15 protein-coding genes are annotated in these 13,303 nt (G+C 39.7%); 10 read left to right on the forward strand and 5 right to left on the reverse strand.

Translation table 11 applies throughout. The features are described 5' to 3' along the window. Positions 1-126 precede the first annotated feature (126 nt). The gene (locus CH364_RS01260; RefSeq protein WP_100741821.1) at positions 127-342 is read left to right on the forward strand and encodes a hypothetical protein; all 216 of its coding nucleotides are present in this window, start codon (positions 127-129) and stop codon (positions 340-342) included. 184 nt (positions 343-526) lie between these two features. Here CH364_RS01260 and nadB read toward each other — a convergent pair whose 3' ends face one another. Together nadB and CH364_RS01270 are read right to left on the reverse strand one after the other, a co-directional pair. After that, positions 527-2,128 carry an L-aspartate oxidase gene (nadB, locus tag CH364_RS01265; RefSeq protein ID WP_100741822.1) on the reverse strand — a complete coding sequence of 534 codons (1,602 nt, stop codon included), beginning with the start codon at positions 2,126-2,128 and terminating at the stop codon, positions 527-529. Positions 2,129-2,180: 52 nt separating this feature from the next. Beyond that, positions 2,181-4,019 carry a S41 family peptidase gene (locus CH364_RS01270; protein ID WP_100741823.1) on the reverse strand — a complete coding sequence of 613 codons (1,839 nt, stop codon included), beginning with the start codon at positions 4,017-4,019 and terminating at the stop codon, positions 2,181-2,183. Between the two features lie 112 nt (positions 4,020-4,131). Between CH364_RS01270 and CH364_RS01275 the strand changes: the two genes are divergently transcribed. Then, a complete protein-coding gene (locus CH364_RS01275) occupies positions 4,132-5,139 on the forward strand; it encodes a tetratricopeptide repeat protein (protein WP_100741824.1) in 1,008 nt (335 codons plus the stop codon). On the opposite strand, the gene CH364_RS01280 is transcribed toward CH364_RS01275, so the two are convergent. Then, the gene (locus CH364_RS01280; RefSeq protein ID WP_207762196.1) at positions 5,108-5,887 is read right to left on the reverse strand and encodes a pyridoxine 5'-phosphate synthase; all 780 of its coding nucleotides are present in this window, start codon (positions 5,885-5,887) and stop codon (positions 5,108-5,110) included. The two genes, CH364_RS01275 and CH364_RS01280, sit on opposite strands and share 32 nt — an antisense overlap. Before the next feature lie 104 nt (positions 5,888-5,991). Between CH364_RS01280 and CH364_RS01285 the strand changes: the two genes are divergently transcribed. The 7 genes from CH364_RS01285 (at position 5,992) to CH364_RS01315 (ending at position 10,963) form a co-directional block, all read left to right on the forward strand. Continuing rightward, on the forward strand, positions 5,992-6,495 hold the full coding sequence (locus tag CH364_RS01285) for an FYDLN acid domain-containing protein (protein WP_100741826.1): 504 nt from the start codon (positions 5,992-5,994) through the stop codon (positions 6,493-6,495). Continuing rightward, positions 6,492-7,382, forward strand: coding sequence for a tRNA (adenosine(37)-N6)-dimethylallyltransferase MiaA (gene miaA, locus CH364_RS01290; protein WP_100741827.1), 891 nt, complete (start codon positions 6,492-6,494; stop codon positions 7,380-7,382). Before CH364_RS01285 ends, miaA begins: the two co-directional genes overlap by 4 nt. Positions 7,383-7,403: 21 nt before the next feature. Continuing rightward, complete coding sequence (gene hfq, locus CH364_RS01295; RefSeq protein ID WP_100741828.1) at positions 7,404-7,655, forward strand: RNA chaperone Hfq; 252 nt, start codon at positions 7,404-7,406, stop codon at positions 7,653-7,655. 52 nt (positions 7,656-7,707) lie between these two features. Then, a complete protein-coding gene (locus tag CH364_RS01300) occupies positions 7,708-8,778 on the forward strand; it encodes a mannose-1-phosphate guanylyltransferase (RefSeq protein WP_100741829.1) in 1,071 nt (356 codons plus the stop codon). A gap of 231 nt (positions 8,779-9,009) precedes the next feature. Further along, entirely contained in the window at positions 9,010-9,687 is a 678-nt protein-coding gene (locus CH364_RS01305; protein WP_243401187.1) for a hypothetical protein, read from the forward strand. A 30-nt stretch (positions 9,688-9,717) separates the two neighbouring features. Continuing rightward, the gene (locus CH364_RS01310) at positions 9,718-10,194 is read left to right on the forward strand and encodes a chemotaxis protein CheW (RefSeq protein WP_100741831.1); all 477 of its coding nucleotides are present in this window, start codon (positions 9,718-9,720) and stop codon (positions 10,192-10,194) included. 52 nt (positions 10,195-10,246) lie between these two features. Continuing rightward, on the forward strand, positions 10,247-10,963 hold the full coding sequence (locus CH364_RS01315) for a phosphate signaling complex PhoU family protein (protein ID WP_207762197.1): 717 nt from the start codon (positions 10,247-10,249) through the stop codon (positions 10,961-10,963). Between the two features lie 78 nt (positions 10,964-11,041). Here CH364_RS01315 and CH364_RS01320 read toward each other — a convergent pair whose 3' ends face one another. Together CH364_RS01320 and CH364_RS01325 are read right to left on the reverse strand one after the other, a co-directional pair. Next, positions 11,042-11,743 carry a hypothetical protein gene (locus CH364_RS01320; protein WP_100741832.1) on the reverse strand — a complete coding sequence of 234 codons (702 nt, stop codon included), beginning with the start codon at positions 11,741-11,743 and terminating at the stop codon, positions 11,042-11,044. A 16-nt stretch (positions 11,744-11,759) separates the two neighbouring features. Next, the gene (locus CH364_RS01325; RefSeq protein ID WP_100741833.1) at positions 11,760-12,674 is read right to left on the reverse strand and encodes an ankyrin repeat domain-containing protein; all 915 of its coding nucleotides are present in this window, start codon (positions 12,672-12,674) and stop codon (positions 11,760-11,762) included. A gap of 276 nt (positions 12,675-12,950) precedes the next feature. On the opposite strand from CH364_RS01325, the gene CH364_RS01330 reads away from it, so the two are divergent. Continuing rightward, on the forward strand, positions 12,951-13,298 hold the full coding sequence (locus CH364_RS01330; RefSeq protein ID WP_100741834.1) for an antibiotic biosynthesis monooxygenase family protein: 348 nt from the start codon (positions 12,951-12,953) through the stop codon (positions 13,296-13,298). Positions 13,299-13,303: the final 5 nt, after the last annotated feature.

Genomic DNA, 13,303 nt, shown 5'->3' on the forward strand with positions numbered 1-13,303 from the left:
GGGTGGGGAACTAGACCCGCCTCCCAATGGCTACCTTCTATCACAACCTAGCAAATCTGATAGCCAAAACTATTTTCCCAAAGTTTTTTTCTTGGAAAGTTCGCATTCTCACATAACTTGAGAGATATGAACCTAATCACTGTCGGGCTCGGCCTATTTTTTATTCTCTATGGAACCACCACCTATATCCTACGCATTTACAAACCAGGTTTTTTTTGGAAGTTGGAACCGATGAAACAAAAATGGGGCGAAAAACGTGGATACTTCATCCATGTATTTAGTTATTCGATCCTTCCCGTCATTTTAGGAATTGTTTATACCATTCTTGGATTTAAAGGTTAGCTATTGTTTGGTGATTTTTGAGAGATTATGGAATTTTGCTCTTATTCGGTTTAAGTGAGTGGGCGCCTCCAATTTTTACCAAAACCTAAATCAAATGTAAAAAGGACCGGGCCCTCCGCTTCAATCTTTCTCTTACGAGAAAGGATTTCCGCTAGGGTCCCTGGCGCTTAAGTTATGTTTGTGTTTAAAGTTTGTGAGAGAGAATTGTATCTTGTCTTGAAGGAGTTCTGTCTTCTGGATAGTCAGTGCTAAAATGTAACCCACGACTTTCCTTCCGTAAGAGTGCAGAACGAACAATTAGTTCTGCCACTTTGACTAAATTTCTAAGTTCCAATAACCCAAGTGAGACAGTGGTTCTGTTGTAATAGTCTTTTACTTCTTCTGAAATTAATTTCAACCGACGGAGTGCCCTTTCCAAACGCATATCGGAACGCACAATCCCCACATAATTACTCATAATGGTTTTGATTTCTACCAAATCATGGGAGATAAGAACCCACTCTTCTGTATTCGTAGTTCCTTCTTTGTTCCAATCAGGAATGAGATCCGTTTCTTGTGAGTAACTTAGTTTTCCTTGGGACTTGATATCTCCTGCAATTCTATGCGAGAAAACAAGGCATTCTAGTAAACTATTTGATGCCAATCGGTTCCCGCCATGCACTCCCGTGCAAGTGGTTTCCCCGCATGCATATAAATCGACAATATTGGTTCGTCCCAATAGATCGGTGGCCACACCACCGCACATATAATGAGCCGCAGGAACTACTGGGATAGGATCGGTTGTGATATCAATCCCGAGTTTTTTACAGCGTTCATAGATCGATGGGAAGTGGTTGATAATGTCGTTGGCTGGCCTGTGAGTGATGTCGAGAAGGACATGAGGTTCTCCTCTTTTTTTCATCGTATCGTCTATGGCGCGAGCTACTATATCCCTAGGTGCAAGTTCTCCCATATCGTGATAGTCTTTCATAAAAGGTCTACCACCTATCTCTCGTAAAATGCCACCATGACCTCGAACTGCCTCTGAAATTAAAAAACTATTTCCTTGTTCATGAAAAAGAGAAGTGGGGTGGAATTGATAAAACTCCATATTTTTAACGATGGCCCCAGCACGGTAGGCACTCGCCACTCCGTCGCCAGTGGCAATGTTGGGATTGGTCGTATGAAGATACACCTGACCGGCACCACCAGTAGCCAATATGGTTTTTTTGGCCAAAACTGGAAATACTTCACCAGTCTCTGTATCTACAATATAAGCACCATAACATCGCAAAGGAAGATTGTCTTTATCCTTTAAATGGTGTTTGGTGATAAGATCTACACAGGCATGGTTTTCTAAAATTTGAATGTTTTTGTTTGCATGAACATTGTCAAGTAATGACTGTTCAACGGCACTTCCTGTTCTATCAAGAGAGTGGATGATCCGATTTTTGCTATGACCACCTTCCCGAGCAAGGTCGAGTTCCCCTGTTTGGTTTCTGGTAAAGGGAACTCCTAGATCCAGAAGTTCCCGAACTCTGGTTGGTCCTTCTTCGACAAGGACTCGCACCGCTTCTAAATCACAAAGGCCTGCCCCCGACTCCAAGGTATCTTTGATATGTTCTTCAAACTTATCCTTATCATCAAAAACTGAGGCAATTCCCCCTTGTGCATAATTGGTATTGGATTCGTAGTCTGCCTTTTTGGTAACAACCACTACAGATCCAAGCGGAGCTAACTTCAATGCGGTAAAGAGGCCACTCACTCCGCTTCCAATGATCAAAAAATCCGATTTAATTCGAGTCACATGATTTCCAATTGTATCTTTAAGTCATATCCTTACCTTTAGGGCCTAAGGATTATTTTGCGTTTAACATTCCTTCAATGTAATCCAAACTTCTGATTAACATATAGTCTGGTTTAATGGCATCGTTGGCATGTGATTTTAAGAAGGCATCTGCCTTTCCATTTTTCTTAGCATACTCTTTGATGGCATTGACATTGAATTTGGATTTCACAACACCTTCGTGTGGAATTAAGGGTAAGTGGTTCCACATATCTTCTTCACGGTAACGGAAAGGAAATCCACCATCTGGTTCTTCTGATACTTCAATGTCTGGAGACACTCCCACAACTTGGATGGTTTTTCCAGATGGAGAATAGTATCTTGCATTTGTGATTTTGAGTAGGTAATCAGGATTGTTTTCGAGGTTATTTAAACTTTGAACCGTTGCTTTTCCAAAAGTTCTTTCACCAAGTAAAATTCCGCGACCATGGTGTTGGATGGCACTTGCTACAATTTCTGATGCAGATGCTGATTTGGAATTGATCATCACAACTAAAGGTAGTTTGGTGATGTCTTTGTTTTTAGCATATTTTTCTTCATCACTGCGAAATGGAGTTCTTGTGAACACAATCATTCCTTTTTCAATAAACATATCAGCAATGTCGATGGCAAGATCCAAATACCCACCAGAGTTTCCACGTAAGTCTAGGATGAGAGCCTTTAATGGTTTTCCACTTTCTTTGGCTTCTTGTTCCATCTCCACAACGGCATTGGCAATTTGTGTATCGATGGGAGCTTCGCCTGGACCTGGTTTTACAAATCCAGTGAGTTTGATATAACCCACTTGTGGATTTTCTTTTACGATATGATGTGTTACGTTTTTAATAGTAATTTTATCACGGATGACTTCGATATCGGTTTTTCCAGTATTTCCTTTTCTTGTGATGGTAAGAACGACTTTAGTGGCTTTAGGCCCTTTGATTTTTTTTACCACTTTGTCGAGAGATAGGTTTTTGATGACCTTCCCGTCAACTGCCACAATGGTGTCACCACTTCGAATCCCGGCACGAACTGCTGGACTTCCTTCTAATGGATTTTCGACCACTACTTCACGGCTTCCTCCACCGGAAAGAATGGCTCCGATTCCTTCAAAAGATCCATCGCTGATTTTTGCCATGGACTCTTCCCACATTTCTTTTAGGAATACATTGGAATGTGGATCTAAAGAATTTAAATAACCATTGGCTGCAGCAAGAAACACTTGTTCCATGCTAAAATCTTTTTTATCTTCTTCTTCCTCTGGAAGTTCCCCATCAAGTTCCACTAATCCTTTAAGGACTGGCGTTTTGTAAGTTTCCAAATTGTCTTGGATGTAAGAGATCACTCGATCAAATTCTTTACGTGAAAAGTTAATTTCTTCCCATTTTGTTGCGATTACTGATTTTTTCAGTTTTTCTTTATCAATGAGTTTTTTGAGCTCTGCGTCAGAAAGTTTTCTGTTTTCGTTTTTCTTTAGTTTCTCTTTTTGGATTTTTTCCACAAGAGTATAGTCTGGATCAAATAACACGAATTTGTCGGAAGGAGAGATCTTAAAAGTTTTTCCTGGCCAAAGATCATCTTTGTCATCGTATTTTTCCCTTTCGTTGAAATAACTTTCCGGGTAAATATAGAGTGGGTGAGGCATACTGAGAACCGCAAAAGATGCCGCATCAGTGAATGCACGGTTTTTATTGATATTTTTATCAATGTAATACTTATCCACAGATTTGACCACGGTTTCGAAGTCTTGGTATGTAAAATTGGTAACTCGATTCGGTGCTTTTTTGGCTTCCGGTTCGCAGGAAATGAATCCTACTGGGAGGGCAAAACTGAGTAGGGTGAAAAAGGAAAGTAGGTAAACAATTCGTTTCAAGGGATCTCTCGTAAAGTGGATAGATTATCCTAAGAATTTCCGATTTTCCAGTCCATGCAACTCAAAAAAAATCGGGACAAATCTAGGACACACGTATATCATAGACGGTGCCATGCGTCCTTTCGTTGTCCTGATTTTTGCTCTTTCCCTTGGGTTTTGTAAAACAGAACCTCAGAAGAACCCAACACGGGATCCCTACAGTTTGGAAACTCTAATCTTTTTAGAAGAGGTGCTTCTGGATGTATGGGATTCTACTGAGTCAAAAGAAGAGACAATGTCTCGACTAAGATACGTTTGCCGAACTCGAGATACCGATGATGGATATTTATGTTACACTTGGGGATTACTCGAATACCATCGAGGCAATTATGCAGAGAGTTACACTGCGTTTAGAAAGGCTCTAGAAAAAAATCCGAACGATAGCCTTTATAAAAATATGTTACGAATTTCCGCCGAAAAATCAGGAAATTTACCAGATTTAAAGGCCCATTCGTATGATGGGGAAGTTTTTGCCGTGTTTACAGAAACTCAAAAACTTTGTAAGGAAAACAAACAGCCGAAACCAGAATCCTTTCTATTTCTTGCCGAACGAGGTGTTCTCACGAAGGAAAGTTTACGCAAAGGTGTTCTTGCAGATTGTTTTCAAAGTCTGAGTGCCTCTGACAAATCCATTGTCCAAAAAGAAATCTTTCATTCATCTCCATCTTATAAAGAGCGTCTTTATGCAGACCAAATGAAGTCGGATCCTTTCTCTCGGATTTGGGACACAGCTAGTTACCATAGGGGGGAATCTGGAAAGGAAGCTGTTGGTGCAAGTGCCGGAGTGGTTTCTGTGAGTTCTGCGGTCGGAACGGAAGCGGGAGTTCCTTTGTTAGGAACGACGTTCAAACCTGGGACTTCGATCACTGAAGCTTGGAAGAAAGTAAAACTTGCCTCTGCTTCTGGAAATGAAACACAAGGTAGAGAAGGCCTTCGTAGTTTTTTATTGGAGATCCAATCGGCAAAACACAAAGGAAAACTTGAAGCTCAGTTGGCCCTTGCCTTAGAAAGGGCCGCCAAATTACTTTTGGAACAAGACCCTCAATATTCTAAACTTCGTTTCCTTGCGAAAGAACTCTAAGATAGTCTTTAATGGTTTTGTCCATTCCATCCACAAGGCTTTGGCTCACCAGCCTATGGCCTATGGAAACTTCCGCCAAATAGGGGAGTTTCGCAAAAAGTTTTAAATTATTTGTATCCAAGTCATGGCCTGCATTTACACCTAAGCCTAGTTTGTGGGCTTCTTTTGCTGCTAATTCATAACTTTGAAAACAAGATAAACCTTCTTCTAGAGATTTGTCGTAAGCATTTGCAAAAGGCCCAGTATAAAGTTCAATACGTTCGGCTCCGAGTTCCTTCACAAGAGGATAATCTTCAAATCCTGTTTCCATAAACAAAGACACACGAATTCCTACCTCGTTTAGCCTTTTGACCATTGGTTTTAAGGTTTGGAACACTGTTTTGTTTTTTAGGTCAAACCCATGGTCAGAGGTGATTTCCCCAGGTTTGACTGGGACAAGGGTGGCCTGGTCAGGTTTAGCTGCAAGGACTAGGTTTAAAAACCGTTCACTTGGTTCGCCTTCAATATTGAATTCCTTTTTTGGAGCTCCACTTTTTGTGATTTTTGTATTGTAAGAATTTAGAAAATTCTGAATTTCGAATACATCTTGTTTGGTGATATGCCTTTCATCCTCTCTGGGGTGGATGGTGATGCCGTAGGCACCCGCATCCAAGATAATCTCTGAAATTTGAATGACACTAGGAATGGATCCGCCACGGGAATTGCGTAAAGTGGCGATCTTGTTAACATTGACACTTAATTGGGTCATAGGAAAAAAAAAACTTTTCATTAATTTTCATCCAGGAGAAAACCGTCCAATTTCAAAAAGGTTGTCCCCGAGAGAGGATTTCCAAAACTGTCAAAAGTACGTTTATGGTCGCAAAAAAAGCAGTCAAGAAGCAGGCACCGCCCAAGAAAAAAGCGGTAGCCAAAGAAAAACCCAAGGACCTCAAGTCCGCTTCCCCGAAGGAAGACAAAAAAAAGGCAGTCGCTGGTGCAAAAGCTCCCGCTACGAAAGCGAAAGCTGTGCCTGCCCCTAAAGCCGCATCTGTCGCAGTAAAGGACAAACCGGCACCCGTCACGAAGGCACCTGCGGTCAAAATTGATCCCAACAACCCTCTCGGCAAAAAATTCAATTGTTACTCTTGTGGAACTAAGTTTTACGATTTGTACAAACCGGAAAAAAAATGCCCGAAATGTGGTGCAGACCAATTGGCCAAACCCGCTATCAAATCCCGAATGGCTGCCATCCGCAGTTCGGAATACGAAGTGGAAGAAGAGGAAGAGCCAGTTCTAGAAGATGATGAACTCATGGAAGAAACAGAAGAATTGGAAGAGACCGAAGAAGAGGAGGTCGTAGCCGAGGAAGAGGAGTGATCCTCCCTGTCCTAGGTGGCCCCACCGGTTCTGGAAAAACCGCTCTCACACAAGTCCTCGACCCAAAACGTTTCGAAATTGTTTCATTTGACTCACGCCAAGTCTACCGGGATCTACCGGTAGGCACAACGGCACCCACTCCTTCAGAGTCCAATTACATCCGCCACTGGCTCGTTGGTTTTTTAAACGCAAACGAATCCATCAATGCAAGCCAATTTTCGATCTGGGCCAGAGAGGCCATAAACGACATTCGTAATCGCGGAAAAATTCCTTTTCTCATTGGAGGCACTGGCTTTTACCTCCGTGCCTTTTTATTAGGGATGTATCCCGTACCAAATGTACCCAAAGAAACTAAAGATTATGTTTTGGAACTTTCTTTAGAGGAAGCAAGGACTCAACTTTTTGCCAAAGATCCCAAAGCACTCGCTTCCTTGTCACCACAAGATGGATATAGAATCAAAAGGGCGTTGGAAGTTGTACTCACCGGTGTTTTGTGGTCCGATGTTTCCAAAGAAACGGTGGGTGGGTATTTAAGCGAATATCCAAACCTCCAAGTGGTTGGACATTGTTTGGACTGGCCACGTGAAATTCTCTACCGAAGGATCAACCGACGAGTGGAAGAGATCACCACGGGTATGTTAGCGGAGACAAAAGAAGTGGTTTCTAAATACGGAGCTGACTGCCCGGGGTTACGAACCTTAGGTTACAATTTTGCGCTTGCTTTCTTAAATGGAACCATAGACAGTAATACATTCATTGAGCAGCTTGCCCAAAGCCATCGGAATTATGCAAAACGACAGATCACTTGGTTCAAAAAAGATCCGTTACTTTCGCCCATTTCCTTCGAAGCAGCTGTCCAACTGTATACAAATATAGAAAAAATATAGAGAATTCACTCGGGATGTCCAATGTCGGCAAAAAATAATATCCAAGACCAACTTCTAAATACAGCAAGAAAGGAAAAAATTGATCTCACCATTTACTTGTTAAACGGAGTACCGCTGAAGGGAAAGGTTGTCAGCTTTGACAACTTCACAATCATCTTAGAAAACGATAACAAACAGAATTTGGTTTACAAACACGCCATTTCTACCATCATCCCAGCAAAACCCATCAAACTTCACAGTGAAGAAACACCGAAGGAAGCCGGAGGGACTTAACTCTTTTCTGGTTTTCCTCTGTTTCGCTTGCTAAATTCTGGTTCCAAACCCTATGGCAAAATTACCTAAAGAATCCCCGGTTGTCCTCATTATGGCTGGTGGAAAGGGGGAGAGGTTTTGGCCTCGCTCCCGCACCAATTCCCCAAAACAACTTCAAAAAGTTTATTCTAATAAAACCCTTCTACGTGAGACCATTGACCGCGCTCTCACCATCACCACACTAGACCGAATTTATATTGGAACGAATGCCAACCTTAAGGCAGAAATTCTCAAAAAAGATCCTAAATTTCCTTCTACCAATTTCATTTTAGAGCCGGAAGGAAAAAACACTGCCCCCATCATTGCACTCTCAGCTCTTTATTTTCAGAAAAAATTTGGAAATCCAAACTTAATCGTTTTGTCTGCTGATGCCTTTATTGATCCGATCAAAGAATTTACAAAAACCATTGAACAAGCCTTATACGAGACTGAAAATGGAATGGTTCTACTTGGGGTCAAACCAAACCGACCAGAAGTAGGTTATGGATATATTAGCACTGGAAAACCAACTGATGTTGGTTATACGGTAAAAGCGTTTTTTGAAAAACCTGATTTTAAAACGGCTCTAAAATACATAAAGAAAAAGAATTTTTATTGGAACCCAGGGATTTTCCTTTTCCGTACAGAAACCATTCTTTCCGAATTAGAACGGCATGCTCCTCATATTCTAAATCCTTTAAAAAATGGATTTCCTTTTAAGAGTTTTGGGGATTTAAAAACTGCCTTCCAAATGCTTCCTTCCGAGGCGATTGATACTGCGATTATGGAAAAATCCAATCGGATTCGTATGGTAGAAGCCACATTCAATTGGGACGATGTAGGTTCTTGGATGTCTCTCGAACGAATTTTACCTGGTGATAAAGATAAAAACCACCACCAAGGAAAAGAAGTTCTCTACCATAAGGCTTCAGGAAATATTTCTTCCGTCCAAAAGGAACTCATTGCCTTTCTTGGAGTAAAGGATCTCATTGTTGTAGAAGAACCAGATGTTCTTCTTGTCACTTCGCGTGACGGAGTGGGTGATATCAAAGCGATGTTATCCACAATGAGGAAAAATAAAGTTTTACAAAAGTACCTCGACTAGAAATTTGACAGAACAGGCTTGATATAAGGAGGAAGGAATGCCTTCCGGAAAAAAGAGAAAGCGTAGAAAAATCGCAACCCACAAACGTAAGAAAAAACGCAGAGCCAACAGACACAAAAAGAAGAAATAATCTTTCTTCAGTGACTTAATGTTTCCTCCGATAGATTTGTTATGAAACAAGTCTGGAGGAAACAGAAACCCCGCACACCCGGTTTCATCCGAGCATTTACCATGGAAACACCTCTCGGGGATGTCCTGGAGGCTGAGTTCAACTTTCATGAACGACTCGTTCGGTTAGCTGTAGAAATCAAAGAAGAAAAGGGACGTATGTATGGTGCTACCGTAAAAAACGGCACTGTACAAGGTGAGAAGGACATTACTTCTGGCCGTGCTTATCCCGTCTTTCGGAAGATTTGGCCCTTTCGCGAATACTTTAGTACCCTCCCTGATAAAGACATGCTTGCATGCATTGGAGGGGCGTACGAAATTTATCCCCCCTTTGTACCTGATGCCCAAGAGAAAGTTCGTTCCAAAAGATATCCTTTGGAATCGGCACTTTTCCCCTCAACTCGTTATGATTCTATTTTTGGGATTGTTCGCGAAACTCGTTTCCAACGTTGGAGAAGAAAGCGCCAAGAGGCAAGAGAGGCACGAGGATCGCTCTGGTTGCGTTTTAAGAGGCGGGTCTGGGGAGATTTGCAAGATGTCTGTATGGGCATCGGATTTGGATGTTTGGTCTATTATCTTTACTATGATTATGTCGTATTAGGGCTGACTCTAGGGATCTTAGGTATGACTGCCGGACTCCTGGATTTTCTTGTGAGAAAACGTTCTGTCTTAATGACAAAAGTGTTGTCATTTCTTAGTTTCGGTTCATATTTTTTCTATAATGGCTACGTCTACTTTTAGACGTAGGCTAGAAAATTGTAGAAAAGTTATATGGCAAAAGAAACATCATCGGCAAACCAATTCATTCATGAGCAGTACATTATATTCAATTTGGGCGATGAAGAATATGCCATTCCCATCACCATTGTCGAAGAAATTGTTAAAATCACCAACCTAATCCGTGTTCCACAGTCCAAAAGTTTTTTCGCTGGAATTATGGACATTCGTGGCAAAGTCGTTCGGATGATTGACTTAGCAAAACGGCTAAACATCAAAAATGTGAACGACACCGCAGATCGTGCAATTGTCATCAATGTTTCTGGAAAATCCATTGGGGTGATTGTGGACAAAGTATCGCATGTGGTTCATTTTCCGGCCAACCAAGTGGACCCACCACCACCTTCTGTCAAAGGGATTTCTTCTCGTTACATCACGGGTGTAGGTAAAAAAGACAATCGTTTCATTATCTTAATTGATATAGAAAAGATCCTAACAGTGGAAGAAGTTACTGAACTCGCAACCGCATAACGTGTGATAGATACGATAAGTTCTTTCATTTTAAGAACATGATCAGCCGAATATGATTATCTCTAAGTTTTATTATTTAAGAAAAAATTTGTACTCCATGGCAGAACTTGTTTTGGAACAGGTAATTCTTTTGAGTGAAGCTTTGGAAGCGGATGATTACGCACAAGCAGAACGCATTGTGGAACGTGATGATCTTATTGATGATTTAGAAAAGGAAAATGATAACCTTTCCCAAAATGCCATTTTGGAAGCAGTGAGTAACCGTAACATTCTTGGAATGGGTGATGTGGACAATGATATTGTTTTAAAAAAAGACCCCCTTCGTTTTGCGCTCTCTGCCATTCGGATCACAAGAAATATGGAGCGGATGGGAGACCAAGTAGTCAACTGCGCTGATGTCTTCCGTCATAAAACCATTCGCAAAGGTCTTTTTAAAAATGAAGAACCTATGACACTCATCCTGTCCCGAGTGACTACTTTAGCAGGAATGGCTATTGAATCTCTTGTGGAAGAAAAAGAAAGATTTATGGGAAGTGTTAATTCCTTAGAAGATGAATTAAATGCACTTTGTGACCAAGCCTTTCAAAAATATAGATCGGTCCCTGATATGGAAAAACAGGAATTTGCTGATGTGTATCGGATCATTCTCGCATTAGAAAGATTAGGCGATTATGCTGTGAACGTAGCTGAAGAACTTGTTCGACTCAATACTGGTAAAGACATTCGCCATTTAGAAAACATCGGAAATAATCGTAAACTCTACCAATAACTAAATAAAAGATACCAAAGTAGAATTTTATCTACCAACTGGTATCTTTCCCCAAAAATCTATTTATCTTAATAATTTTTATCGAATAGGATCTATGTCCAATTCGAATTCGAAATAATCTGGGTGTTTTAATAGGATAGGTTTGGTTCCTCGAATTAGTGAATGATGTAATTTTAAATTGTAGGTAGAGTTTGGGGCAATCCAATCTGTTGATTTTTCATACTCATTTCTTATAAAACTTCGGTTTTCTCCATTACAACCTGCTGACAACGTGAATGCTTCTGGATATTCGGAAGGTTTGATAAATTGTTGATTTGTATTCCTGTCGTAGGATTGGTTCACTTTCCCATCTTTATTGTTTATATATAAGCGATAGTAAAATGGTTTATCGATCACTGGTAAAGAATTGATTTTTATACCAGAATTAGCAGTCCAAAATTTTGTATCAAAAAGTTCAGGTGTTTTTTTGTAAGTTTCCCAAAGTCCCTTATTTTTAAGACCATATTCGAGGTTATAATCATTTAGTGGGAAATCGTATTGACATAATTGAATATGTACATATTGGTTGGTTAGATTTTTGAATCTAAGATTAACTTCGATATCAACAAAATCTCGATTCATTTGAGTGGCTTCCAAACCTTTCAAAGTTGTTTCTATTCCGTTTTTTACGAAAGACTTAATTGGTTTTTCTTTAAGAAGTTCGATTCCACCACTTGCACAAGAAATAAATCCTATTGCAGTGAAACTTAATACCATAGTTGATTTGATAAATTGGTTCATGTTTTTAATTCCTTAATTATTGACCGATCATTTTTTCTCGATTCGCTTCACGAGCATACCATTCGTAAATATTTTCACCTGATTCTACCCATTGGAATTCTGCTAAATGAAATTCCTTGATAGGTAAGTCTTTTCCTAAGGGGAGTAAGGTGGGCCTTTTTTTCCAATTGAGAATCATCGGAGTCCCTTGGTTTAAAAGAGGTCGCAATTCGTAGATTTCTCCAGTTGGGATGTGTTTGTATCTTCCATAAATTTGTGATTTTGTTTTTTCCAACTCTGCTTCCGAAAGTTCTCTTTTCTCTTTTGCTCCAGCGTCTGACAAAGCTTTTTTGATTCCTAGAAAAATAGAAGGATCAGTATTATTTTCAATTTGATTCCATGTGAAGTAGTTATTTACTTGCCCGGCATTGTATAAATGAACATTTGCTCCATTTTGAATTAAAAATTCTACAAGAGGTAGGTTTCCATTTTGTATGGCATTGGTAAGAGGAGTTCTATAAGATGCCGTTCGATAGTAATTATTGTAAATAATTGTTTTCCCTAAGTTGACATCTGCTCCTGCTTGTAATAAAAGTTTCGCAACAGGTATTGATTTTGCGTAAAAAATGGCCGTTTGTCCCAAATGATATCCAGACAATAAAGGCATTGAATCTTCAACAAAACAAGAAGGGGATCTTAGATTTGGGTTTACTCCTTTATTCAATAGGAGTTTGACAATTTCCGGCTGGTCGGTTTCCACCGCTGTCATAAGAGGGCTTTTGCAATCGCCATCGAATTCCTCTAAGGATGATTTTGGATTTTCCGATATATAATTAGTAATTTTTGAAATATCTCTTTCTCGAATAACAGATTGTATGCTGCTACAAGAAATATAGTAGAAGGAAAGAAAAAACACAGAAATTAAGATCTTTTTGGTTTTAGTGAACTGCATATTTGCCTCAGTTTTTAAAAAATGGAAACCTAACGATAATTACAATTTTTTTTTTATATTTAAGAAAACTTTGCGATTGTTGATCAAGTTTTTTACGACACTGAAATTTTAATTAAATCGATGCACTTAGTCACAAAGGAAGAAATGAGTTCTTCCGTTAATCATTTAGCAAATGACACAGCGAAGTTCGTTGATGTCGGAAAAAACTGCTAAATCCTCTGCAGAATTAAATTATCTAATTGTAGAATTGAACAAAGAATTATCTTTGTTTAAATTATGATTTCAGCAACTTTCATTTTTAAACAAAAAAAATCAGATTCCGAATTTGAAACATTAGATCGGTCCATTGAATCCTTTGTCGAAAACCATCCTGAGTATCTTGGTAAGGATAGTTGGGTAAATATAGAAAAAGGAACAATGGCTGTAGTGTATTATTTTCAATCGCATAAAGGTTTGGAAGCGCTAAAAACATTTTCTGATCATAAAACAGCAAAGTCTCAATATACTAAATGGTATGAAGGTTATCAAGTGGTTATTGCTGAAGTAACCCATTGTTATGGTGATGGTAACATAGAACACGTAACAAATAGTGAATTTCGGAATCCAAATGGCACTAATTTCTAGATATT

Source organism: Leptospira harrisiae, from assembly GCF_002811945.1.
Lineage (GTDB): Bacteria > Spirochaetota > Leptospiria > Leptospirales > Leptospiraceae > Leptospira_A > Leptospira_A harrisiae.